The organism is Streptomyces cellostaticus (assembly GCF_023630175.1).
Classification (GTDB): domain Bacteria; phylum Actinomycetota; class Actinomycetes; order Streptomycetales; family Streptomycetaceae; genus Streptomyces; species Streptomyces cellostaticus_A.
In genome coordinates this window covers 39613-63809 of sequence record NZ_JALLIN010000042.1, presented here as the reverse complement: position 1 = coordinate 63809, position 24197 = coordinate 39613, and the positions used below count along the sequence as shown (strand labels likewise).

Here is a 24197-nt window from a genome sequence, read left to right as displayed (position 1 = left end):
ACCGGGTGCGCCGACCGGCCCCGAGGCGGGTGGCGGCGGGGCGGGCTGGTCCTCGCCCGAGTGGTCCGTGCCTCCCGGCCCGGCCCCCGCGCGGCCCGGCGGGCTCAGCCGGAGAACGGTCTGGTCCGTCGTCGTGGGAGCCGCCGCGGTCGGGGTCGCCGCGAGCCTCGTCCTGACCTACGTGGTCGGGTCCGGGGACCATGACCGGCCCGCTCCGGCGGCCGGCTCGCCCGGCGCCTCCGCGGTCACGGACTCCCCGGTGCCGTCCGGCGACCCGTCCGGCTCCGCGTCCCCCGCGCGGGACACGGCCACCCCCTCCGCCCCGGCGAGCCCGCTGCCCGCGGACTGGGAGTCGTACGACGACGACGAGGGCTTCCGGATCGCGCGCCCCAAGGGCTGGTCGCGGTCCTCGCTGCCCTCCTCCTACGGCATCAGGATCGTCAACTACCGCAGTCCGGACCAGCGGCACCGGCTGCAGATCTACCAGGTGGCGGAGGCCTCCCCGAACGACTCGTTCGAGCTGTACCTGTCCGACGGAACCGCCAAGCCGCCGGGTTTCAGGAAGCTCTCCCTGCTCGATCTGGACGAGGGCGACTTCGTCGGCTCACGGATGGAGTACCTGGCCGACAGCATCAAGGGCGAACCGGACGTCGGCGGCTGGCATGTCTACGACGAGCGCTTCACGGCCCTGGACGGGCGCATCTACGCCGTCGCCGCCTACGGGCCCGACAAGGACGGCGGCGACGACGAGCTGGAACTGCTCGACACCGCGCTGAGCGGATTCTGCCCGCCCGATACGGGCTGTGACGCGCCTATGGACTGAGCGCACCGTACTAAATAACCTGTTTCTGTCCGTTTTCGTATGAATTTTCAGTGACGCCGCGCACTACAGGCCGCTGATCAGGCATACATCCCCGGGTTGTGGGCAGGCGGCGACGGTCTCTGAGCACGCCGCCTGCGTGACACATGGGAATCGAACAGGAACGGAAGGCAACACCGATCATGGCGGACACAACGGAACGACAGGACCAGGCGACCATCCACGTGGGAGGGGAGTGGCTGGCAGCGGCCTCCGGTGCCACGCGCGAGATCCTCGACCCCGCGGACGCCCGGCGGTTCGCCCTGGTCGCGGAGGGCGACGAGAAGGACGCGGAACGTGCGGTGGCGGCCGCCCGGCAGGCCTTCGACCACGGCCCCTGGCCCGGCACGCCGGTCACCGAGCGCGCCGCGCTGCTGCGCCGCGTCGCCGACCTCCTCGTGCGCGACCGCGAGGAACTCGGCCTGCTGGAGAGCCGGGACGCGGGCAAGACCGTCGAGGAGGGCCGCGTCGACATCGACTGCGTCGCCGACGCCTTCCGCTACTTCGCCGACCTGGTCGCGGGCGAGGCCCCCGGCCGGGTCGTCGACGCGGGCTCACCCGACATCCACAGCGTCGTCGTCCACGAACCGGTCGGTGTCTGTGCGCTGATCACCCCCTGGAACTACCCGCTGCTCCAGGCGAGCTGGAAGGTCGCCCCCGCGCTCGCGGCCGGCAACACCTTCGTGATCAAGCCCAGCGAGATCACCCCGATGACGACCATCGCGCTGATCGACCTGCTCCGTGAGGCCGGACTGCCCGACGGCGTCGCCAACCTGGTCACCGGCCCCGGTCACACCGTGGGCGCCCGGCTCGCCGAGCACCCCGACGTCGACCTCGTCTCCTTCACCGGTGGCCTGGTCAGCGGCACCAAGGTCGCCCAGGCCGCCGCTCCCACCGTCAAGAAGGTCGCCCTCGAACTCGGCGGCAAGAACCCCAACGTGGTCTTCGCCGACGCCTGCGCCACCGAGGAGGGCTTCGACACCGCCGTCGACCAGGCCCTCAACGCCGCCTTCATCCACAGCGGCCAGGTCTGCTCGGCGGGCGGCCGGCTGATCGTCGAGGAGTCCGTCCGGGACCGCTTCGTCACCGAACTCGCCCGCCGCGCCGAGCGGATCAAGCTCGGCCGGGGCACCGAGGACGGCGTCGAGTGCGGCCCGCTCGTCTCCGCGCAGCAGCGCGCCAAGGTCGAGTCGTACGTCGCCTCCGCGCTCGAGGAGGGCGCGGTGCTGCGCTGCGGCGGCAAGCGTCCCGAGCCGTCCGGGACCCGGCCGGAGAGCGGCTACTTCTACGAGCCGACCGTCCTCGACGCCTGCCACCGCGAGATGCGCGTGGTGCGCGAGGAGGTGTTCGGACCGGTCCTCACCGTCGAGACCTTCCGCACCGAGGAGGAGGCGGTGGCGCTCGCCAACGACACCGAGTACGGGCTCGCGGGCGCCGTCTGGACCGCCGACGCGGGCCGCGCCCGGCGTGTCGCGGGACGGCTGCGCCACGGCACCGTCTGGATCAACGACTTCCACCCCTACCTGCCGCAGGCGGAGTGGGGCGGCTTCGGCAAGAGCGGTACCGGCCGTGAACTCGGCCCCGCCGGCCTCGCCGAGTACCGGGAGACCAAGCACGTCTACCAGAACCTGGCGCCGAAGCCGGTGCGCTGGTTCGCCGGCTGAGCCCCCACACGCCCCGCCGGCGAACCGTTTCCCGCACCCTGAACTTCCCACCCCCCAGGAGTAACCACCCGATGCCCGATCACACCCAAGAATTCGACTACGTCGTCGTAGGCGGCGGAACGGCCGGCTCCGTCATCGCCGCACGGCTGACGGAGAACCCCGACGTGACCGTCGCCGTCATCGAGGGCGGCCCCAGCGACGTCGACCGCGACGACGTGCTGACGCTCCGCCGCTGGATGGGCCTGCTCGGCGGTGAACTCGACTACGACTACCCGACCACCGAACAGCCCCGCGGCAACTCGCACATCCGGCACAGCCGGGCGCGGGTGCTGGGCGGCTGCTCCTCGCACAACACCCTCATCTCCTTCAAGCCGCTCCCGTCCGACTGGGACGAGTGGGAGGAGGCCGGCGCCAAGGGCTGGGGCGCCGTGCCGATGGAGGCCTACTTCGCCCGCCTGAAGAACAACATCGTCTCCGTCGACGAGAAGGACCGCAACGCCATCGCGCGCGACTTCGTCGACGCCGCGCAGGAGGCGCTCGGCGTCCCGCGCGTCGAGGGCTTCAACAAGAAGCCGTTCACCGAGGGCGTCGGCTTCTTCGACCTGGCCTACCACCCCGAGAACAACAAGCGCTCCTCCGCGTCGGTGGCGTACCTGCACCCGGTCATGGACGAACGCCCCAACCTCCACGTCCTGCTGGAGACCTGGGCGTACAAGCTCGAACTGGCCGGCACCCGCGCCGAGGGCGTGCACGTGCGCACCAAGGACGGCGAGGAACTGCTGGTACGGGCCCGCAACGAGGTCGTGCTGTGCGCGGGCGCCGTCGACTCGCCCCGCCTGCTGATGCACTCCGGCATCGGCCCGCGCAAGGACCTGGAGGCGCTCGGCATCCCCGTCGCGCACGACCTGCCCGGCGTCGGCGAGAACCTGCTCGACCACCCCGAGTCGGTGATCGTCTGGGAGACGAACGGGCCGATCCCGGAGAACTCCGCGATGGACTCCGACGCGGGCCTGTTCGTACGCCGCGACCCCGAACACCAGGGCCCGGACCTGATGTTCCACTTCTACCAGATCCCGTTCACCGACAATCCGGAGCGACTGGGCTACCAGCGGCCGGAGTTCGGCGTCTCGATGACCCCGAACATCCCCAAGCCCAAGAGCCGCGGCCGCCTCTACCTCACCAGCGCGGACCCGTCCGTGAAGCCCGCCCTGGACTTCCGCTACTTCACCGACGAGGACGACTACGACGCGCGGACCCTCGTCGACGGCATCCGCATCGCCCGCGAGATCGCCAAGGCCGAGCCCCTGGCCGGCTGGCTCAAGCGCGAGGTCTGCCCCGGCCCGGACGTCCAGGACGACGCCGAACTGAGCGAGTACGCCCGCAAGGTCGCGCACACCGTCTACCACCCGGCGGGTACCTGCCGCATGGGCGCCGCCGACGACCCGCTCGCCGTCGTCGACCCGGAGCTGCGCATTCGCGGCCTCCACGGCATCCGTATCGCCGACGCCTCCGTCTTCCCGACCATGACGGCGGTCAACCCGATGATCGGAGTGCTCATGGTCGGAGAGAAGGCCGTCGATCTGATCGGAGGTGACGCGCGATGACGCTCACTGTTCCCACCCGTAAGCCGCCCGCCACCGATGCCCCCGTCTTCTCGGTCGACGGACTGTGGAAGGTGTTCGGCCCCAAGGCCGACCGCGTCCCGGGCGATCCGGAGCTCAGCTCCCTCGACCCGGCCGACCTGCGCTCCCGCACCGGCTGCACGGCCGCCGTCCGGGACGTCTCCTTCGACGTGCGCAAGGGCGAGGTCTTCGTCGTCATGGGCCTGTCCGGCTCCGGCAAGTCCACCCTCGTGCGCTGTCTGACCCGGCTCATCGAGCCGACCGCCGGCACCATCGCCATCGACGGCGAGGACGTGCGCGCCATGGACAAGGTCAGACTGCGCGAGCTGCGCCGTCACCGGGCCGCCATGGTCTTCCAGCACTTCGGTCTGCTGCCGCACCGCTCCGTACTCGACAACGTCGCCTACGGCCTGGAGATCCAGGGTGTGGGCAAGGCCGAGCGGCGCGAACGCGCCGCCGAGGTCGTCGCCAAGGTCGGCCTGGAAGGCATGGAGCAACGCCGGCCGGACCAGCTCTCCGGAGGCCAGCAGCAGCGCGTGGGCCTGGCCCGCGCCCTCGCCGTCGATCCCGAGGTGCTGCTCTTCGACGAGCCCTTCAGCGCCCTCGACCCGCTGATCCGGCGGGACATGCAGGAGGAGGTCATCCGCCTGCACCACGAGGAGGGGCGCACCATGGTCTTCATCACCCACGACCTGAGCGAGGCGCTGCGCGTCGGCGACCGAATAGCGCTCATGCGGGACGGCCGTGTGGTGCAGCTCGGCACGCCCGAGGAGATCGTCGGCTCGCCCGCCGACGACTACGTGCGCGAATTCGTCCGGGACATCCCGCGCGAGCAGGTCATGACCGTGCGCACCGCCATGCGCCCCGGGGGCTGCGGCGGCGAGGAGCACCCGGGTGCCCTCGGCCCGGACACGGTCGTCGCCGACGCGATCAAGGTCGTCGCCGACAGCGGCAGGGCGGCCTGTGTCGTCGAGGAGGGACGCTGCATGGGCGTCGTGGACCACGAACGCCTTCTCGGTGTAGTGGCCGGGACGGAGCAGTTCAAGGAGGCGGTCTGAGTGAGTACCGTCACCGTCCCGACTCCGCGTGTCGGCCCGCTGGAGGTCCTCGCGCGCCCGGCCGTCCGCAAACTCCTGGTCCTCGCGCTCATCGCAGCCGTCCTGGGCCCGCTGGTCACGGCGCAGTGGGGCGCGGGCGCCTGGCCGCAGGCCCTGACCGTGGACGTGTCCGCGCCGCTGGCCCGGACCAGTGACTGGATCATCGACAACCGCGACACCAGCCCGCTGTTCACCTACTTCTTCGGGTACATCAGCAACGCCGTCGTGCTCTCGGTCCGCGCCGTCTACCTGCTGCTGCTCGGCATCGGCTGGGCGGGTGTCACCGCGCTGGCCGCGCTCGTGGCCTGGCGCACGGCCGGGGTGCGCCTCGCGCTCGGCACCGTCGTCGCGCTGCTCGCCTGCGGCGTGCTCGGCATGTGGGTGCCGACCATGCAGACGCTTGCCCTGATGGTGATCGCGGTGCTCGCCTCCGTCGTGGTGGGTGTCGTGCTCGGCCTCGGGGCCGGCCTGTCGGACCGTGTCAACCGCGCGCTCCGGCCGGTGCTGGACACCATGCAGGTGCTCCCGGCCTTCGCCTACCTGCTGCCGGTCGTGCTGATCTTCGGCATCGGTGTGCCGGCCGCCGTGCTGGCCACCGTGATCTACGCCGCCCCGCCGATGGCCCGGCTGACGGCGCTCGGACTGCGCAACGCCGACGGCGGCGTGCTGGAGGCGGCCGAATCGCTCGGCGCCACCCGCCGGCAGCGGCTGCTGACCGCGCGCATTCCGCTGGCCCGCAAGGAGATCATGCTCGGCGTCAACCAGGCGATCATGATGGCCCTGTCGATGGCCGTCATCGCGTCCCTGATCGGTGCGGGCGGTCTCGGTGACCGCGTCTACCAGGCGCTGGCCTCCGTCGACGTCGGCGCCGCGCTGGCGGCCGGCATCCCGATCGTGCTGCTGGCCGTCGTCCTGGACCGGATCACCGCCGCCGCGGGCGACCGCATGGGCACCGGGGCCGAGCACGGCAGCGGGCCGGCCCGCTGGGCGGTGCCCGCCGCCGTGCTGGCGGCCGTGGTCGTGGTGGGGCACCTGGCCGGCGCCCTGAACTGGCCGGACTCGTGGGTCACGGAGATCGCGGGACCGGTGAACACGGCCAAGGACTGGATGGTCGATCACCTGTACACGGGTGTGCCCGTCGTCGGCGGCACCGCGGACTGGGCCGCTCACTTCACCACCTGGGTGCTCGACCCGATCCGGGCCGGCCTGTGGTGGCTGCCCTGGTGGGGTCTGCTGCTGATCGTCGCCGCCCTGGCCTGGCTGATCGGTACCTGGCGCACCGCCCTGACGGCCGTGCTCGCGATGGCGGCCATCGGTGTGCTCGGCGTCTGGAAGCCCTCGCTGGACACGCTGTCCCAGGTGCTCGCCGCGGTGGCCGTCACCCTGGTGCTCGGATTCGCCGTGGCGATCGCGACCGCCCGCAGCGCCCGGACGGAACGGATGCTGCGGCCGGTGCTGGACGTCTTCCAGACCATGCCGCAGTTCGTCTACCTGATTCCGGTGGTGGCGCTGTTCGGTGTGGGCCGCGCGCCCGCCGCGGCCGCCGCCGTGGTCTACGCCCTGCCCGCGGTCGTCCGGATCACGAGCCAGGGGCTGCGCAGGGTCGACCCGGCGGCACTGGAGTCCGCGCGGTCGATGGGTGCCACCACCGCGCAGCAGCTCCGTCAGGTGCAACTGCCCCTGGCCCGGCCGGCGATCCTGCTCGCGGTCAACCAGGCCCTGGTGCTGGTGCTCGCCGTGGTCGTCGTCGGCGGTCTGGTCGGCGGCGGTGCGCTCGGTTACGACGTGGTCTTCGGCCTCGCCCAGGGCGACCTCGCGACCGGTCTGGTGGCCGGTGCGGCCATCGTCTGCCTCGGCCTGATGCTCGACCGGGTGACGCAGCCCACCGAACGCCGTACGACGAAGGGGGCCTGACATGAAGCTCACCCGCAGGCCGGCGATGATCGCCGCCGGAGCGGCGGCGCTGTCACTGCTCACCGGCTGTGGCGCCGCCGACATGACCAAGCAGACCTCGCCCTTCGCCAACGCCCAGGGCGCGAAGACGGTCACCCTGTCCGTGCAGTCCTGGGTGGGGGCGCAGTCCAACGTGGCCGTCGCCCAGTACCTGCTGGAGCACGAGCTGGGCTACCGCGTCGACACCGTCCAGGTCGACGAGGTGCCCGCCTGGGACGCGCTCAGCCAGGGCCGGGTCGACGCCATCCTGGAGGACTGGGGCCACCCGGACCAGGAGAAGCGGTACGTCGAGGACAAGAAGACGATCGCGCCCGGCGGAGGTCTGGGCGTCACCGGCCACATCGGCTGGTACGTGCCCACCTACCTGGCCAAGCAGCACCCGGACATCACCGACTGGCACAACCTGAACAAGTACGCCTCCCTCTTCCGCACCGCGGAGAGCGGCGGCAAGGGCCAGCTGATGGACGGCTCCCCGTCCTACGTCACCAACGACAAGGCGCTGGTGAAGAACCTGGGGCTCGACTACAAGGTGGTCTTCGCCGGTTCCGAGGCGGCGCAGATCACCCAGTTGAAACAGTTCGCCAAGGAGAAGAAGCCCTTCCTGACGTACTGGTACGCGCCGCAGTGGCTGTTCAAGAAGATCCCCATGACGGAGGTCGAGCTGCCGCCGTACAAGGAGGGCTGCGACGCGGACACGGCCAAGATCACCTGTGCCTACCCGCACACCCCGCTGCAGAAGTACCTCAACGCCGGCTTCGCCGAGTCCGGTGGCGAGGCGGCGGCGTTCCTGAAGAAGTTCAAGTGGACGACCGACGACCAGAACGAGGTCTCCCTGATGATCGCCGACCAGAAGCTGAGTCCGCAGGACGCGGCCAAGAAGTGGGTGGACAGCCACCCGTCCGTCTGGAAGAAGTGGCTGCCGAGCTGAGCGGGTGACGCCGGGTGCCGGGGCGGTCCCCCGGCACCCGGCGGGTCGGCGGCCCGGGCGGCGGTCCACCGCGTGCCGGTGCCCCGGACGAGCGGTGGACGCGAGCGCGGTGGTCGTCCTGGGAGGAACGATCAACCGTGCTGCCCCGGCCGGTAGTGGCCGGGGGCCATCCGGCTCGTCACGCCGAAGCGGTTCCACGCGTTGATCACCGTGATCGCGGCGATCAACCGGGCCAGCTCGGCCTCCTCGAACTGCCCGGCGGCCCGGTCGTACACCTCGTCCGGCACGAAGCCGTCGGTCAGCACGGTGACCGCCTCGGTCAGCTCGATCGCCGCCAGCTCCTTCTCCGTGTAGAAGTGCCGGGACTCCTCCCAGGCGGCGAGCTGCACGATCCGCTCCACGCTCTCGCCCGCCGCGAGCGCGTCCTTGGTGTGCATGTCGAGGCAGAAGGCGCAGTGGTTGAGCTGGGAGGCGCGGATCTTCACCAGCTCGTACAGCTTGGGGTCCAGGCCCTGCCCGGCGGCGGCGTCCAGGCGGATCATCGCCTTGTAGACCTCGGGCGTGTGCCGGGCCCACTCCAGGCGCGGGGCGTGTTCGACGGCGTATCCGAGGGTTTCCTGTGTGCTGCTCATGCTTCGACCCTAGGAGCGGGTCAGCCCAGGAGTATGGTCCATTTCCATGGCGAATTCCTGGGCCAATCTCGGCGTGGACCTGCATCTGGAACCGGCCGGGACCAGTGGGCTGCGCCGCGGTCTGACCGACGCCCTGCGGGACGCGGTCCGCACCGGCCGCCTCGCCCCCGGCACCCGGCTGCCGTCCTCCCGCTCCCTCGCCGGTGACCTCGGCGTCGCCCGCAACACCGTCGCCGAGGCCTACACCGACCTGGTCGCCGAGGGCTGGCTGACCGCCCGGCAGGGCTCCGGCACCCGGGTCGCGGAGCGGGCGGTGATCCCACCGGCGCAAGCGCCCCGGCGGCGCCCGACGGGCCGCCCGGCGCTCAGCCTCGTCCCCGGCACCCCCGACCTCGCCGCCTTCCCGCGCGCCGAGTGGCTCAAGGCCGCCCGCCGCGCCCTGGCCGGCGCTCCCCTCGACGCCCTCGGCTACGGCGACCCGCGCGGCCGACCCGAACTGCGCACCGCCCTGGCCGGCTACCTCGCCCGTGTCCGGGGCGTCCGCGCCGACCCCGAGACGATCGTGGTCACCGCCGGCTTCTCGCACGCCCTGCGCGTCCTCGGCACCCTGCTGCGGGCCCGCGGGGTGCGGTCGGTGGCGGTGGAGTCCTACGGGCTCGACGCCCACTGGAGCCTGCTGCGCGACGCGGGTCTCGCGACACCCGCCCTGCCGTACGACGAACTGGGCACCGACACAGGCGCGCTGACCGGCGAGGGAGCCGTACTCCTCACGCCCGCCCACCAGTTCCCGATGGGCACCGCCCTGCACCCCGACCGCCGGACGGCGGTGGTGCAGTGGGCGCGGCGCACCGGCGCCCTGGTCCTGGAGGACGACTACGACGGCGAGTTCCGCTACGACCGCCAGCCCGTCGGGGCCCTCCAGGGCCTGGACCCCGGCCGGGTCGTCCACCTCGGCACCACCAGCAAGTCCCTCGCCCCCGGCCTCCGGCTGGGCTGGATGGTACTGCCGCCCTCCCTGGTGGAGGAGGCGGCCGCCGCCAAGGGCCGGATCGACACCGTGGGCGCGCTGGACCAGCTCACCCTGGCCGAGTTCCTCACCTCCGGCGCCTACGACCGGCACGTCCGCTCCGCCCGGCTGCGCTACCGGCGCCGGCGCGACGCCCTCGCCGCCGCCGTCGCCGAGCGCGCGCCCGGCGTCCGGGTCACCGGGATCGCGGCGGGGCTGCACGCGGTGCTGCGGCTGCCGCCCGGCAGCGAACAGCCGGTGGTGCAGGCCGCGACCTGGCAGGGCCTGGCCCTGCACGGGCTGTCCTTCCACCGGCACCCCGAAGCCGTCGCCGAACCGGCCGACGCGCTGGTCGTCGGGTACGGGACGCCGTCGGACAGCGCGTGGGCGGGCGCGCTGGAGGCACTGTGCCGGGTGCTGCCGTGAGACGAGCGCCGCGTCGCCCGGAGGGCCCGCCCCGCTCGCGGACCCGATGCGGACCCGATGCGGAGCGCTCCCGGCCCGGTAGCGGCCCCGACCCGGCGGGAGGGGGGCTCAGGCCGGCGCCACGCCCGGCGCCTTCCCCAACCGCGCCGGTGCCGCGCCCCGACCCCGACAGGAGAGTCATCGCCCACCGGGCGCCTGACCCGGCTTCCGGACACCGTGCGGCGGCTCATCGAGAAGGCCGGCGGCCCCGTGACCGGCTCCGGCACCGTCAACGCGGGCCTGAACAGCGCCATCGCCGCCCGCGTCCGCACCGGCGACCGCACGCTGTTCGTCACGGGCCCGCCCCTCGACCATGCGCGGGTGCGGACGCGGAAGCGGCAGGCGCAGCGCGGCCCCCGCAGCGATCCGGAACCGCACCCCGCGGGCGCGACACCGGTGACCTACCCCCGGCCGTGCTCTCCCAGCACGGCCTCCAGCCGTTCGACGCCCCAGTCGAGGTCCTCCTCGGAGATGACCAGCGGCGGCGCGATGCGGACCGTCGAGCCGTGGGTGTCCTTCACCAGCACGCCCCGCTCCATCAGCCGTTCCGACACCTGGCGCGCGGTACCGGCCCGCGGCGCGACGTCCACCCCCGCCCACAGCCCGCGCCCGCGCACCGCCGTCACCGGGCCCGTGCCGAGCAGTCCGCGCAGCCGCCGGTGCAGCCGCTCGCCCAGTTCGGCCGCCCGGGCCTGGTACTCGCCGGTCCGCAGCATCGCGATCACCTCCAGCGCCACCGCGCAGGCCAGCGGGTTCCCGCCGAACGTCGACCCGTGCTCGCCGGGCCGGAAGACCCCCAGCACGTCGGAGCTGGACACCACCGCCGACACCGGCAGGATCCCGCCGCCCAGCGCCTTGCCCAGCACGTACACGTCCGGCACCACACCCTCGTGCTCGCACGCGAAGGTCCGCCCGGTCCGCCCCAGCCCCGACTGGATCTCGTCGGCGACGAAGAGCACGTTGCGCTCCCGGGTCAGCTCCCGCACCCCGGCCAGATAGCCGGCCGGGGGCACGATCACTCCCGACTCCCCCTGGATCGGCTCCAGCAGGACGGCGACGGTGTTCTCGGTGAGCGCCCGCCGCATCGCGGTGAGGTCCCCGTACGGCACGATCTCGAACCCCGGCGTGTACGGGCCGAAGTCCGCCCGGGCCTCCGGATCGGTCGAGAAGCTGATCACCGTCGTCGTCCGCCCGTGGAAGTTGCCGCCCGCGACCACCACCTTCGCCATCTCCGCGGGCACCCCCTTCACCCGGTAGCCCCACTTCCGGGCCGTCTTCACCGCGCTCTCCACGGCCTCCGTGCCGGTGTTCATGGGCAGCACCATCTCCATGCCGCACAGCTCGGCCAGCTCGGTGCAGAAGGCCGCGAACCGGTCGTGGTGGAAGGCGCGGGACGTCAGCGTCACCCGCGCGAGCTGCCGCTCGGCCGCCTCGACGAGGCGCCGGTTGCGGTGCCCGAAGTTCAGCGCGGAGTACCCGGCCAGCAGGTCCAGATACCGGCGCCCCGCCACGTCCGTCAGCCAGGCCCCCTCGGCCGTGGCCACGACGACCGGCAGCGGATGGTAGGTGGGCGCGCTGTGCGCGTCGGCGGCGGCGATGAGGTCTTCGGCAGTGGGCACGGCATCTCCCGGATACGACGGTGACTCTCCCGGACACGACGGTGGCCCCCTTCCTATCCTCGCTCGCATGGTGGACGCGGGATCTCTCCGTTCCGGCGCGCCCGGTAGGCTGATCAGCGGGTCGTGACTGGCGCGCAGGGATGGGACGGACCATCGGGGAGCGGCCCGAACGGGAAAAAGTGCCGTGCGCCTGGGCCGAACGTGAACGCTGAACGCACACCGTCCGGAGGTCCCCATGCCAGAGCAGAAGTCCCTCTCCACCGAGTCCACGGCCTTCCGTGCCGCACTCGACGTCATCCGCACGGTCGAACCGCGGGTCGCCGACGCCATCGGCCAGGAGGTCACCGACCAGCGCGCGATGCTCAAGCTGATCGCCTCCGAGAACTACGCCTCCCCGGCCACCCTGCTGACGATGGGCAACTGGTTCAGCGACAAGTACGCCGAGGGCACCGTCGGCCGCCGCTTCTACGCCGGCTGCCGCAACGTGGACACCGTCGAGTCGCTGGCCGCCGAGCACGCCCGCGAGCTGTTCGGCGCCCGGCACGCCTACGTCCAGCCGCACTCCGGCATCGACGCCAACCTCGTCGCCTTCTGGGCCGTCCTCGCCGACCGCGTCGAGGTCCCCTTCCTGGAGAGGACCGGCGCCCGCCAGGTCAACGACCTCACCGAGGCCGACTGGGCCGAGCTGCGCCAGGCCTTCGGCAACCAGCGCATGCTCGGCATGTCGCTGGACGCCGGCGGCCACCTCACCCACGGCTTCCGCCCGAACATCTCCGGCAAGATGTTCGACCAGCGGTCCTACGGCACCGACCCGGCCACCGGTCTGATCGACTACGAGGCGCTGCGCGCCCAGGCCCGTGAGTTCAAGCCGCTGATCATCGTGGCCGGCTACTCCGCCTATCCGCGCCTGGTGAACTTCCGGATCATGCGGGAGATCGCCGACGAGGTCGGAGCGACCCTGATGGTCGACATGGCCCACTTCGCGGGCCTGGTCGCCGGCAAGGTCCTGACCGGCGACTTCGATCCGGTCCCGCACGCCCAGATCGTCACCACGACCACCCACAAGTCCCTGCGCGGCCCGCGCGGCGGCATGGTCCTGTGCGACGACTCCCTGAAGGACCAGGTCGACCGCGGCTGCCCGATGGTGCTCGGCGGCCCGCTGCCGCACGTGATGGCCGCCAAGGCCGTCGCGCTCGCCGAGGCCCGGCAGCCCTCCTTCCAGGACTACGCCCGGCGCATCGTCGACAACTCCCGCGCCCTGGCCGAGGGCCTGACGCGCCGCGGCGCCACCCTGGTCACCGGCGGCACGGACAACCACCTGAACCTGATCGACGTGGCCGGCTCCTACGGGCTCACCGGCCGCCAGGCCGAGGCGGCCCTGCTGGACTCCGGCATCGTCACCAACCGCAACGCCATCCCGGCCGACCCCAACGGCGCCTGGTACACCTCCGGCATCCGGGTCGGCACCCCCGCCCTGACCACCCGGGGGCTCGGCACGGCCGAGATGGACGAGGTCGCCGGCCTCATCGACCGCGTGCTCACCACCACCGAGCCCGGCACCACCAAGTCCGGCGCCCCCTCCAAGGCCCAGCACGTCCTCGACCCCAAGATCGCCGACGAGATCTCCCGCCGGGCGACCGACCTGGTCGAGGGCTTCCCGCTGTACCCGGAGGTCGACCTCGGCTGACCCCCGGAGGCCGACCGGCCCCTGACGAGGCCCCGCGCGGCGGCCCGGCACGACGCCGGGCCGCCGCGCGGCGTCGTGCCGCACCGCCGCGCCCCACCCCCTGTTACACCTCGCGGAACGGATCGCGCCCCACCTGTTGCCCACCCCTACCGGATCGCCCCCCGTTACCTGAGAGAATGGTGGGCATGGCCCTTGACCGACCTCGCGTGCTCTCCGGAATCCAGCCCACCGCGGGCTCGTTCCACCTCGGCAACTACCTCGGCGCCGTCCGGCAGTGGGTGGCCCTGCAGGAGTCCCACGACGCGTTCTACATGGTCGTCGACCTGCACGCGATCACCGTTCCGCAGGAACCGGCCCAGCTCAGGGCCAACACCCGGCTGGCCGCCGCGCAGTTGCTGGCCGCCGGCCTCGACCCGGACCGGTGCACCCTCTTCGTGCAGAGCCACGTCCCCGAGCACGCCCAGCTCGCCTGGGTCATGAACTGCCTCACCGGCTTCGGCGAGGCCTCGCGCATGACCCAGTTCAAGGACAAGTCCGCCAAGCAGGGCGCCGACCGTGCCTCCGTCGGCCTGTTCACCTACCCGGTCCTGCAGGTCGCCGACATCCTGCTGTACCAGGCCAACGAGGTGCCGGTCGGTGAGGACCAGCGCCAGCACATCGAGCTGACCCGCGACCTCGCCGAGCGGTTCAACGGGCGGTTCGGCCCGACCTTCACCGTTCCGAAGCCGTACATCCTCAGGGAGACGGCGAAGATCTACGACCTGCAGGACCCGACGGTCAAGATGAGCAAGTCGGCGTCCACGCCCAAGGGCCTGATCAACCTGCTCGACGAGCCGAAGGCGACGGCGAAGAAGGTCAGGAGCGCGGTCACCGACACCGACACGGTGATCCGCTACGACACCGAGAACAAGCCCGGCGTCTCCAACCTCCTCACCATCTTCGCCACCCTCACCGGCCGCTCGGTGGACGAGCTGGAGAAGGACTACGAGGGCAAGATGTACGGCGCGCTCAAGACGGACCTCGCCGACGTCATGGTGGAGTTCGTGACCCCGTTCCGGGAGCGCACCCAGCAGTACCTGGAGGACCCCGAGACGCTCGACTCGGTCCTGGCCAAGGGCGCGGAGAAGGCCCGGGCCGTGGCCGCCGAGACGCTCGCGCAGGCGTACGACCGCGTGGGCTTCCTGCCGGCGAAGCACTGAGCACACCGAGGCGTACGGCCGCACGCGCACCCGAGCGGGCGGAGCGCTGCACATCACTGCCGCCGCGCCTGCCCGCGGGACGGCGGGAGCCGTACAGTCATATCCGACGGGTGAGAAGAAAACAGACACGACGAGGGGAGACGACGTGGGGACCGTAACGATCGGCGTGTCGATCGCGGTCCCGGAGCCTCACGGCAGCCTGCTCCAGGAGCGGCGCGCGGGCTTCGGCGACGCCGCGGCTCACGGCATCCCCTCGCATGTCACCCTGCTGCCGCCGACCGAGGTGGACGGGGCCGACCTGCCCGCGGTGGACGCCCATCTGAGAGGGGTCGCGGCGGCCGGGCGGCCGTTCCCGATGCGGCTGTCCGGGACCGGTACCTTCCGGCCGCTGTCGCCGGTCGTCTACGTGCGCGTCGTCCAGGGCGCCGAGGACTGCTCCTGGCTGCAGCAGCGGGTCCGCGACGCCTCCGGGCCCGTGCCGCGCGAGCTGCAGTTCCCGTACCACCCGCACGTCACCGTGGCGCACGGCATCGACGAGGCGGCGATGGACCGCGCCTTCGCGGAGCTGGCCGGTTTCGAGGCCGAGTGGCCGTGCACCGGGTTCGCGCTCCACGAGCAGGGCGCCGACGGTGTGTGGCGCAAGCTGCGGGAGTACCCGTTCGGCGGATCCGTGGTGCCGCCGCAGGCGGGGTGCCTGGAGCAGGGCACGATCGCCGGCCGGTAGCCGCTCCCCGCCCCCTCAGAGGGGCAGTCTGCGGAACACCGTGCGCGGCGCGTGCCGCAGGACCGCCATCACCGGGCGCAGGAAGCCCGGCACCCACACCGTCTCCGAGCGGCGGCGCAGGCCCAGTTCGACGGCCGTGGCGACCGCCTCCGGGGTGGTGGCGAACGGCGCCCTGGGCAGGCCGGCCGTCCTGCGCGTCACCACGAAGGCGGGGCGTACGACCATGACGTGCACCCCGGTGCCGTACAGCGCGTCGCCGAGACCCTGCGCGAAGGTGTCGAGCCCGGCCTTGCTGGAGCCGTAGATGAAGTCCACCCGGCGGGCGCGTTCGCCGGCGACGGAGGACAGGACCACCAGCGAGCCGTGGCCCTGGGTCTGCAGCGCGCAGGCCGCCACCAGGCCCGCCGACACGGCTCCGGTGTAGTTGGTCCGCGCGACCTGGACGGCGCGCATCGGGTCGCGCTCGTCATGGGCCTGGTCACCGAGGATGCCGAAGGCCATCAGCACCAGGTCGATGTCGTCCTCGGCGAACACCTTGCCGAGGACCGGCTCGTGCGACTCGGGGTCGAGGGCTTCGAAGGCGAGGGTGTGGACCTCGGCGCCCAGTGCGCGCAGGCTCTCTGCGGCCCGCTCCAGTTCCGGTGAGGGGCGGCCCGCCAGCCGGACGGTCCGGGCGCCGCGGGCGATCAGGCGGTGCACGGTGGCGAGCGCGATCTCCGAGGTGCCGCCGAGGACGAGCAGAGACCGGGGGAGGGGTGCGAGGCGGAGCATGCCGGTGACCGTATCGTCCATTTATGGGTGATTGATCACAGAACATGACTCCGTTCGGCGGGACGGGTGATTAATGGGATGTCACTCAATAGTGCCGTCGCCACCCGGACATCGGGCCCCGGTGGCGCGGGCAGAGACGCAGCATGGACTGGCTGAAGAAGCTCCCCGGAATAGGGCCGATCGTCACCCGGCTGATGACCACGCACGCCTGGCGTTCGTACGAGCGCCTGGACCGGGTGAAGTGGACGCGTCTGGCCGCCGCGATGACCTTCGTCAGCTTCGTCGCGCTGTTCCCGCTGCTGACGCTGGCCGCCACCGTCGGCGCCGCCACGCTCAGCCAGTCGCAGCAGAGGGACCTGCAGGACAGGATCGCCGAGCAGATCCCCGGTATCTCCGAGCAGCTCGACATCGAGTCCCTGGTGGCGAACGCCGGCACCGTGGGGGTGATCGCCGGTGCCCTGCTGCTGTTCACCGGCATGGGCTGGGTGGGTCAGGTGCGAGACTGCCTGCGCGCGGTGTGGGAACTGCCGGACAGCGAGGAGAACCCCTTCCTCGCCAAGGTCAAGGACGCGGGCGTCCTGCTCGGTCTCGGCGGCGCGGTCGTGGCCACCCTCGCCATCTCCACCGTGGCCTCGGCGATGGTGGGCCGGCTCAGCGATCAGCTCGGCCTCGACCGGCACGGCTGGGGGCATGTGCTGCTGCAGGTCATCGCCTTCGTCGTGGCCGTGGTCGCCGACTTCCTGCTGCTGCTCTACGTGCTGACCCTGCTGCCCGGGGTCGAACCCCCGCGCCGCCGCCTCCTGGTGGCGGCGCTGACCGGAGCGATCGGCTTCGAACTGCTGAAGCTGCTGCTCAGCGGCTATATCCAGGGAGTCGCCTCGAAGAGCATGTACGGCGCGTTCGGTGTGCCCGTCGCCCTGCTGCTGTGGATCAACTTCACCGCGAAACTCGTCCTGTTCTGCGCCGCCTGGACGGCGACGCGGAGCAAGGACACCGAGGTCACGAACGCGTCCGGCGCCGCATCAGATCGGGCAGCGGCCAACGGCGGTTGATCAGGAACACCCCGCCCCCGAGCAGCACCAGCAACCCGCCGGCGACGGCCAGAGCGGTTCCGACACCGGTGGAGCCGGTCCCGCCCGAGGCGCCCGCCACCGGCTCCGTACCGGCCCCGCCGGTCCGGTGCGCCGGCCCCGCGGACGCGGTGGCGCCCGGCTGGGAGGTGGCCTGCGCGCTCTTCGGCGGCACCAGCTCGCCCACCGGCTGCACCCGCCCGGCCGCCCGGAAACCCCAGTCGAACAGCTTCGCGGTCTCCTTGTAGACCTCGTTGTGCTCGCGTTTCTCCGGGTTCATCACCGTGACCAGCAGCACCTTGCCGTCGCGCTCGGCGACCCCGGTGAACGTGGCGCCCGCGTCGGTGGTGTTGCCGTTCTTCACCCCGGCGATGCCCTGGTACACGGGCACGTCCGTGTCGCCGCTCAGCAGCCGGTTGGTGTTGCGGATCTCGCCGGACTCGAACTTCGCCGACACCGTGGAGCAGTACTCGCGGAAGTCCTTCTTCTGCAGCCCGGAGCGGGCGAACAGGGTCAGGTCGTACGCCGACGACCGCTGCTCCGGCGCGTCGTATCCGTCCGGGCTGACCACGTGGGTGTCCAGGGCCTGCAGCTCGTCGGCGTGGTCCTGCATGTCCTGGACGGTCCGGTCCACCCCGCCGTTCATCGCGGCCAGCACGTGCACGGCGTCGTTGCCCGAGCGCAGGAAGACCCCGAGCCACAGATCGTGCACGGAGTAGGTGTGGCTCTCCTTTATCCCCACCACGCTCGAACCGGCGCCCATGCCCGCGAGGTCGGACGGGACCACCTTGTGCTCCATCGTCCTCGGGAACCGGGGCAGCAGGGTGTCCGCGAACAGCATCTTCAGGGTGCTCGCCGGGGGCAGCGGCCAGTGCGCGTCGTGGGCGGCGAGGACCTCGCCGGACTCGGCGTCGGAGACGATCCACGACCGCGCGGTGAGGTCCTTGGGCAGCACGGGCACGCCGGCCGCGAGGTTCACCTGCGTCCCGGGCTGCCCGAGCCGGGCACCGCCCACCTGCGACATGAACGCCGGGGGAGCGGCGGTCGGGCTCGTGGGGGGACTCGGCGCCGCGAGCGCCGCGGGCGCGGTGGCGGCGAGGAGCAGCAGTGTGGCGGAGGCGGCCGGCAGGCATCGCCCGGTGGCCTTCTTCGGTGGGGGCACGGTCGGAAACGTACCTGCCGCGGACACCGAAGTCCCGCCCGGCACCCCACCCCGGCCGCGGCACGCGGCCCCGGACGGCGATACTGAACGCATCCCGTGCTCATCCGGGGCCCAACCCCCGGACCCCCGGCCGGTCGCCCGGGCCCGGCCCAGTGACGAAAGGTCAGCCATTGTGAAACTCAGCCGCCCGGTCTCCTGGTTCCTGCTCGCGTTCGGGGTGTGGAGCTGGGTCATCTGGATCACTTTCGTCAAGAACCTGGCCGAGGACGGCAGCGGTCTCGCCTTCGACGACGGCCACCCGACCGCGTACTTCTGGGTGCACCTGCTGCTGGCGATCGTCTCCTTCGTACTGGGGACGGTCATCGGGGTCATCGGGTTGCGCGGACTGCGCGCACTGCGCCGGACGCCGTAGCGGGAGAGACTGCAGCGTGGTCCTTCTCCTCGTCCTCCTGGTGGCGGCCGTCCTCGCCGTGCTGGTGCTCGGGCACTGGTACGTGTGGCGCCGCCTGGTCCGTGACACCACCCGCGGTCCGGGCCCGGCCCGCCGCGCCGGCACGGCGGTGTTCGTCGCCGGGCCGCTGCTGATGGTCGGCGCCCTGGTCGCCGAACGCTCCGGCGCCCCCTTCCCGCTGCAGCGCGCCCTCGCCTGGCCCGGTTTCCTGTGGATGGCGCTGGCGCTGTACCTGCTGGTGGGGGTGGTGGCCGGCGAGGTCGTCAGGCCCCTGGCGGTACGCCTCCTGGCGCGCCGGGCGCGAACCGCCGAGCCTCGTGTCCGGGAGCCGGAGACGGTGCCGGCGGCACCGCGGCCGGCACCGGACGCGCCGCACCGGCCGGACCGGCCGGAGCCCGCCGGGCCGGTACCGCGCGGGACGGGCGACCCCTCCCGGCGGTTGCTCGTCTCCCGGGTCGTGGGCGGCGCCGCCGCGGCCGCCGCCGTGGGAACCGTCGGCCGGGGCACCTACGGCGTGCTGCGCGGGCCGCGGGTCAAGCGCGTCACCGTGCCGCTCACCCGGCTGCCGCGCGCCGCACACGGGTTCCGGATCGCCGTCGTCAGCGACATCCACCTCGGCCCCGTCCTCGGCCGCGGCTTCGCGCAGCGGGTGGTCGACACCGTGAACGCCACCCAGCCCGACCTGATCGCGGTCGTCGGCGACCTGGTGGACGGCAGCGTGAAGGACCTCGGCCCGGCCGCGGCGCCCCTGGCCCGGCTCAGCGCGCGGCACGGGGCGTACTTCGTCACCGGCAACCACGAGTACTTCTCCGGCGCCGAGCAGTGGGTCGCCGAGGTGCGCACCCTCGGCCTGCACCCGCTGGAGAACGCCCGCACCGAACTGCCGTACTTCGACCTGGCCGGCGTGAACGACCTCCAGGGCGAGAGCGAGGGCCGGGGCCCGGACTTCGCGAAGGCGCTCGGGGACCGGGACCCGGCCCGGGCCTGCGTGCTCCTCGCCCACCAGCCGGCGCAGATCCACGAGGCGGTCCGGCGCGGCGTCGACCTCCAGCTCTCCGGCCACACCCATGGCGGCCAGCTCTGGCCCGGCAACCTGATCGCGGCCGCCGCCAACCCCACCGTGGCCGGCCTCGAGCGCTACGGCGACACGCAGTTGTACGTCAGCCGCGGCGCAGGTGCCTGGGGACCGCCCACCCGGGTCGACGCGCCCTCGGACGTGACGGTGATCGAGCTGGCCGCCACACGCGCCTGACCCGCCCGCCGGCACCGTGGCCGAAACCGCTTCCGCCTTCCTGTGAAGAGGCTGTGGAATCGGGCCGAAACCAGGCCTCGGTAAGTTCTCTCCCATTCGGGCCGACAGCCCTTCCCCCGGCCGAAACGGGTGTGATTAGGTGAGCCGCGCCACTAAGGGGAGTGGCCATTTTTCTGCGCCGCGCCGGGGGTAGGGCCCTGGCAGGCCTGGGAGGGGCACGCATCATGCGATCTGTTCGCATGCGCATTTTCGTTGCACTGCTCGCGCTGGCCGTCATGGGAATCGGTGGCTGGCAGTTACTGCCGTCGCAGGGCGACAAGAACCGGACGATCACCGTCGGCACGACGGACGCCGTCACCTCACTGGACCCGGCCGGCGCCTACGACGCCGGTTCCTGGGCCCTGTTCAGCAACGTCTTCCAGACTCTGCTGACCTTCGAGCCGGGCGGCGTCCGGCCCGTCCCCGACGCGGCGAAGAGCTGCACCTTCGAGGGCGGCGGACTGAGGACGTACCGGTGCTCGTTGCGTGACGACATCACGTTCCCGAGCGGGCGCAGGCTCACCGCCGCGGACGTGAAGTTCTCCTTCGACCGGGTGAAGAAGATCGACTCGGACGTCGGGCCGGCGTCCCTGTTCTCCACCCTCGGCTCGGTGACCGCCGACAGCGCGAGGACCGTCACCTTCCATCTGTCGTCACCGGACGCCACCTTCCCGCTGAAGGTCGCCACCGGCGCCGGATCGATCGTGGACAAGGAGGCCTATCCGGCCGCGTCCCTGCGCACCGGCACCGGTGTCGACGGCACCGGCCCGTACACGCTGACCTCGTACACCAAGGACCAGAGGGCCGTCCTCGCGCCCTACGGGCGGTACCAGGGCTACCTCGGAGGCACCGGCCGCCCCGTCGAGCTGCGCTACTACGCCGACTCGCAGAAGCTGCAGAGCGCCTGGCGGCACAAGCAGCTCGACGTGGCCACCCGGACGCTGCCGCCGCAGGTCCTGTCCGAGCTGAACCCGAGCGATCCCACCCAGCGCGTCACCGAGTCCGACAGCTCCGAGACCCGCAACCTCTACCTCAACACCCGCGGCGACTCGCCGCTGCACGACGTGCGGGTGCGGCGCGCCCTGGCCTGGCTGGTCAACCGCGAGCAACTGGCCGCCGAGGTGTACGACGGCACGGTCGACCCGCTGTACTCGCTGATCCCGACCGGCATCATCGGCCACACCACGTCCTTCTTCGACAGCTACCCGACGCAGAGCACCGCGAAGGCGCGGGAACTGCTCACCCAGGCCGGGGTGACCCTGCCGGTGCGCTTCACCTTCGGCTACGGCAAGGGCCGGGGCGCGGGCGCGGAGGAAGCGGCGGAGCTGAAGCGGCAGCTCGAGAAGGGCGGCCTGTTCCAGGTGAACGTCCAGGGCTACGAGTGGACCGACTTCCAGAAGCGCTGGGCCGCCGGGAAGATGGACGCCTGGGCCGTCGGCTGGGTCGCCGACTACCCCGACCCGGACACCTTCGGTTCGCCGCTGATCGGCACCGGCTCCACCATGAGCACCGGCTACAGCAGCAAGACCGTCGACGCCCTCATCCGGAACAGCCAGCGCTACGCCGACCGTTCGCGCGCCTCGAACGACTTCCGCGGCATCCAGGGCGACGTGGCGGCCGACGTGCCGCTGATCCCGCTGTGGCAGCGCAAGGAGTACGTGGTCAGCACCGAGGACGTCGGCGGCGGCCAGTACCTCTCGGACGGCACGGGCGTGTTCCGGCTGTGGCGCCTGCAGTGGATCTGACGTCCCGCGGCCGGGGGGTCAGTCCCCGGTCCCGTCCCCGTCCGTGCGGGCGGGGACGCGTCCGCCCCCGGCCGCCGGGTCGGGCAGTGCCCGCGTCATCCCGGGCAGGAAGTCCGTGAACAGCTCGTGGACCTCCAGCACCAGGGGGCGCAGCACCCGGAACCGGGCCAGGGCCACCCCGCGGGCGGTCAGCCGCGCCCCCCGCCGCGCCAGCCGGTAGCTGCGCTCGCGGCCCTCGGTCCGGTCGAAGACCCAGTACAGGACGAGACCCATCTGGGACAGCCACATCAGTTCCGGCAGCACGTCGCGCAGTTCGGGCGCCACCTTGGACTTCGAGCCCGCCAGCACCTCCCGGTGGACGCTGATGGCCTGCTCCCGCGCATGCTCGCTCTCCGGGGAGAACGGGCTGAGCGGGCTGTCGGGGTCGGCGGCGTTCTTGAAGAACTGCACCGCGAACTCGTGGTAGGGCCTGGCGATGTCCAGCCACGCGGTCAGCACGCCCGCGAGCCGCGTCTCCAGATCGGTCTCCCGGTCCAGCACCTCCCGGACCGCCAACTGGTGCTCGGCGGCGATCCGGTCGTAGAAGCCCTGGATCAGGTGCTCCTTGCCCTCGAAGTAGTAGTAGGCGTTGCCGACGGAGACGCCGGCCTCCTTGGCGATGGCCCGCATGGTCGTCTTGTCGTAGCCGCGCTCCTGGAAGAGCCGCATCGCGGTCTCCAGGATGAGCGCGCGGGTCTGCTCGGACTTGGTCTGGGGGCCGGCCTCTTCGGGGCCTTCACTCTTCGCGGGCACGACAGGAGCCTAACCACTGGCGCAGGCGCCGCCGGAACAGGTCGGCGGGTTGTGGGTCCAGCCCGCGCGCGGGTCGTACGACCAGCCGTCGGCCCGCCCGTACGCCTGGCCGCCCCACTGCGCGCCCCGCCACTTGGCGGCCGCCAGCACCGCGCCCCGGGCCAGCCTGGCCCCGGCCGGGGTGCTCAGCCGGTGGGCGAGCGGGCGGTGTTCGCGCAGCGCCCACAGGACGACGATCCAGGCCCGGGCGCCCTGGTAGACCTGTCCGGAGTCGCCGACCACGGTGACCTCCACCAGGGTGGCCGCGTGGTCGAGCCCCGGGTGGCGCCGGCGGGCCTCCTCGGAGCCGGCCGGGACCAGGTCCAGCGGCACCAGCTTCGGCTGTCGTACGAGCCAGTCGCGCACGTGCGCGCACAGGGCGCACCGGGCGTCGTAGAGGACGGTGAGCCCGCGGACCGGGACGGACGTGGCGCCCCGGTCCCACGTGGCGGTCACCGTGCTCACACCCCGGCCGTCGGCGGGATCCAGGCCTGCGGGGACACCGGGGGCTGCTGCTCCCGTTCCATGAGCCCGCGGCGCCGGATCCTGTTGAGCACGTACACGTTGCCCAGGTGCATCACGCCGAGCACCAGCAGCACCACGCCGAGCTTGGCCGACAGTGCCTCGAAGATGCCCCGGGTGTCGTCGATGTCGCCGCTGTCGTTCAGGTACAGCGCCACGAAACCCAGGTTGACCAGGTAGAAGCCGACCACCAGCAGGTGGTTGACGGCGTCGGCCAGTTTCTCGTTGCCGTGCAGCACGTCGGACAGGAAGACCCGGCCGTTGCGGCTGAGCGTGCGGGCCACCCAGACGGTCAGCGCGATGCTGACCACCAGGTAGATGACGTAGGCGATGACGGTGCGGTCCATGCCCCACCCCTTCTTGAACGCGTTCAAAACGCTGACGGAGATGACTGTAGCGCTGCTTTTGAACATGTTCAACTCAAGGGAGGGGCGGCGGATCGCGGCGCACCGCGGCCGTTTCGCGGGTCAGCTCCGGCGGCCCAGTTCCGGGCGCTTGCTGTAGTCGGTGAGCCCGACGACGTTGCCCCAGGGGTCGGCGATCTCCACGGTCCATCCGGTGGCCACCGGGAACACCCCGTCCAGCGGCGCGATCCCGGCGGCGGCCAGCTCCCGCGCCGCGGCCCGCGCGTCCGCCACCTCCAGCCACAGCCGTGGCGAGGGCCATGGTGGCGGCCGGTGCGTCAGCGCCTCCTCGGCGCGCAGCAGGACCCCGGGCATCTCGCCGCCCACCTTGAGCAGGGCGATCCCGGCCTCGTCGAGCCGGAACCCGACGGTGAATCCGGCCCGCTGGTAGAAGTCGACGGCCTCGCCGAGGTCGCCGACGGGGAACAGTGCGTTGTCGAATCCGAGCAGTTCGTACGACCCTTTGTCTGACATGTCGTCACATTAGGTCGCAAA

22 protein-coding genes and 1 riboswitch are annotated in these 24197 nt (G+C 72.1%); of the genes, 14 read left to right on the top strand and 8 right to left on the bottom strand.

Annotation, left to right across the window (positions count from 1 at the left end; genetic code table 11):
* The 6 genes from MXD57_RS24370 to MXD57_RS24345 all read left to right on the top strand — a co-directional run.
* On the top strand, nucleotides 1-823 hold an 823-nt coding region (locus tag MXD57_RS24370), incomplete at its 5' end, for a hypothetical protein (RefSeq protein ID WP_250404015.1).
* A 179-nt stretch (nucleotides 824-1002) separates the two neighbouring features.
* On the top strand, nucleotides 1003-2523 hold the full coding sequence (locus tag MXD57_RS24365; RefSeq protein WP_250404013.1) for an aldehyde dehydrogenase family protein: 1521 nt from the start codon (nucleotides 1003-1005) through the stop codon (nucleotides 2521-2523).
* 71 nt (nucleotides 2524-2594) lie between these two features.
* On the top strand, nucleotides 2595-4127 hold the full coding sequence (locus MXD57_RS24360) for a GMC family oxidoreductase (RefSeq protein ID WP_250404011.1): 1533 nt from the start codon (nucleotides 2595-2597) through the stop codon (nucleotides 4125-4127).
* On the top strand, nucleotides 4124-5203 hold the full coding sequence (locus MXD57_RS24355) for a quaternary amine ABC transporter ATP-binding protein (protein ID WP_250404009.1): 1080 nt from the start codon (nucleotides 4124-4126) through the stop codon (nucleotides 5201-5203). Before MXD57_RS24360 ends, MXD57_RS24355 begins: the two co-directional genes overlap by 4 nt.
* Entirely contained in the window at nucleotides 5204-7156 is a 1953-nt protein-coding gene (locus MXD57_RS24350) for an ABC transporter permease (RefSeq protein WP_250404008.1), read from the top strand.
* Between the two features lies 1 nt (nucleotide 7157).
* Nucleotides 7158-8123 (top strand): ABC transporter substrate-binding protein, encoded by a 966-nt coding sequence (locus MXD57_RS24345; protein WP_250404006.1) that lies wholly within the window; start codon nucleotides 7158-7160, stop codon nucleotides 8121-8123.
* A gap of 131 nt (nucleotides 8124-8254) precedes the next feature.
* Here the strand turns inward: MXD57_RS24345 and MXD57_RS24340 are convergent, their stop codons facing one another.
* Nucleotides 8255-8755, bottom strand: a complete 501-nt coding sequence (locus MXD57_RS24340) for a carboxymuconolactone decarboxylase family protein (RefSeq protein ID WP_250404004.1) — start codon at nucleotides 8753-8755, stop codon at nucleotides 8255-8257.
* Nucleotides 8756-8801: 46 nt separating this feature from the next.
* Between MXD57_RS24340 and pdxR the strand changes: the two genes are divergently transcribed.
* Entirely contained in the window at nucleotides 8802-10187 is a 1386-nt protein-coding gene (gene pdxR, locus MXD57_RS24335) for a MocR-like pyridoxine biosynthesis transcription factor PdxR (protein WP_250404002.1), read from the top strand.
* A gap of 440 nt (nucleotides 10188-10627) precedes the next feature.
* Here pdxR and rocD read toward each other — a convergent pair whose 3' ends face one another.
* Nucleotides 10628-11914 carry an ornithine--oxo-acid transaminase gene (gene rocD, locus MXD57_RS24330; RefSeq protein WP_284506013.1) on the bottom strand — a complete coding sequence of 429 codons (1287 nt, stop codon included), beginning with the start codon at nucleotides 11912-11914 and terminating at the stop codon, nucleotides 10628-10630.
* Nucleotides 11915-11958: 44 nt separating this feature from the next.
* A riboswitch (ZMP/ZTP riboswitch) is annotated at nucleotides 11959-12048 on the top strand.
* A gap of 32 nt (nucleotides 12049-12080) precedes the next feature.
* Between rocD and MXD57_RS24325 the strand changes: the two genes are divergently transcribed.
* The 3 genes from MXD57_RS24325 (at nucleotide 12081) to MXD57_RS24315 (ending at nucleotide 15455) form a co-directional block, all read left to right on the top strand.
* The gene (locus tag MXD57_RS24325; protein WP_250403999.1) at nucleotides 12081-13532 is read left to right on the top strand and encodes a glycine hydroxymethyltransferase; all 1452 of its coding nucleotides are present in this window, start codon (nucleotides 12081-12083) and stop codon (nucleotides 13530-13532) included.
* Nucleotides 13533-13717: 185 nt separating this feature from the next.
* Nucleotides 13718-14731 (top strand): tryptophan--tRNA ligase, encoded by a 1014-nt coding sequence (gene trpS / locus MXD57_RS24320; protein ID WP_250403997.1) that lies wholly within the window; start codon nucleotides 13718-13720, stop codon nucleotides 14729-14731.
* 145 nt (nucleotides 14732-14876) lie between these two features.
* Nucleotides 14877-15455 (top strand): 2'-5' RNA ligase family protein, encoded by a 579-nt coding sequence (locus MXD57_RS24315; RefSeq protein ID WP_250403995.1) that lies wholly within the window; start codon nucleotides 14877-14879, stop codon nucleotides 15453-15455.
* A 15-nt stretch (nucleotides 15456-15470) separates the two neighbouring features.
* On the opposite strand, the gene MXD57_RS24310 is transcribed toward MXD57_RS24315, so the two are convergent.
* Entirely contained in the window at nucleotides 15471-16226 is a 756-nt protein-coding gene (locus MXD57_RS24310; protein WP_250403993.1) for a decaprenylphospho-beta-D-erythro-pentofuranosid-2-ulose 2-reductase, read from the bottom strand.
* A 143-nt stretch (nucleotides 16227-16369) separates the two neighbouring features.
* Between MXD57_RS24310 and MXD57_RS24305 the strand changes: the two genes are divergently transcribed.
* Complete coding sequence (locus MXD57_RS24305) at nucleotides 16370-17278, top strand: YihY/virulence factor BrkB family protein (protein WP_250403991.1); 909 nt, start codon at nucleotides 16370-16372, stop codon at nucleotides 17276-17278.
* Here MXD57_RS24305 and MXD57_RS24300 read toward each other — a convergent pair.
* Nucleotides 17226-18458 carry a D-alanyl-D-alanine carboxypeptidase family protein gene (locus tag MXD57_RS24300; protein WP_250403988.1) on the bottom strand — a complete coding sequence of 411 codons (1233 nt, stop codon included), beginning with the start codon at nucleotides 18456-18458 and terminating at the stop codon, nucleotides 17226-17228. The genes MXD57_RS24305 and MXD57_RS24300 overlap by 53 nt on opposite strands.
* Nucleotides 18459-18630: 172 nt before the next feature.
* On the opposite strand from MXD57_RS24300, the gene MXD57_RS24295 reads away from it, so the two are divergent.
* From MXD57_RS24295 to MXD57_RS24285, 3 genes are all read left to right on the top strand, one after another.
* Complete coding sequence (locus MXD57_RS24295; protein ID WP_250403986.1) at nucleotides 18631-18870, top strand: SCO4848 family membrane protein; 240 nt, start codon at nucleotides 18631-18633, stop codon at nucleotides 18868-18870.
* 16 nt (nucleotides 18871-18886) lie between these two features.
* Nucleotides 18887-20161, top strand: coding sequence for a metallophosphoesterase (locus MXD57_RS24290; RefSeq protein WP_250403984.1), 1275 nt, complete (start codon nucleotides 18887-18889; stop codon nucleotides 20159-20161).
* Nucleotides 20162-20400: 239 nt separating this feature from the next.
* Nucleotides 20401-21945 carry an ABC transporter substrate-binding protein gene (locus MXD57_RS24285; RefSeq protein ID WP_250403982.1) on the top strand — a complete coding sequence of 515 codons (1545 nt, stop codon included), beginning with the start codon at nucleotides 20401-20403 and terminating at the stop codon, nucleotides 21943-21945.
* A gap of 18 nt (nucleotides 21946-21963) precedes the next feature.
* Here MXD57_RS24285 and MXD57_RS24280 read toward each other — a convergent pair whose 3' ends face one another.
* From MXD57_RS24280 to MXD57_RS24265, 4 genes are all read right to left on the bottom strand, one after another.
* Complete coding sequence (locus MXD57_RS24280) at nucleotides 21964-22737, bottom strand: TetR/AcrR family transcriptional regulator (RefSeq protein ID WP_250403980.1); 774 nt, start codon at nucleotides 22735-22737, stop codon at nucleotides 21964-21966.
* A 9-nt stretch (nucleotides 22738-22746) separates the two neighbouring features.
* Nucleotides 22747-23241, bottom strand: coding sequence for a thiol-disulfide oxidoreductase DCC family protein (locus tag MXD57_RS24275; RefSeq protein WP_374114745.1), 495 nt, complete (start codon nucleotides 23239-23241; stop codon nucleotides 22747-22749).
* A complete protein-coding gene (locus tag MXD57_RS24270; protein ID WP_250403977.1) occupies nucleotides 23238-23645 on the bottom strand; it encodes a hypothetical protein in 408 nt (135 codons plus the stop codon). The genes MXD57_RS24275 and MXD57_RS24270 overlap by 4 nt, the downstream gene beginning before the upstream one ends.
* Nucleotides 23646-23765: 120 nt before the next feature.
* Entirely contained in the window at nucleotides 23766-24176 is a 411-nt protein-coding gene (locus tag MXD57_RS24265) for a VOC family protein (RefSeq protein ID WP_250403975.1), read from the bottom strand.
* Between the last annotated feature and the right edge of the window lie 21 nt (nucleotides 24177-24197).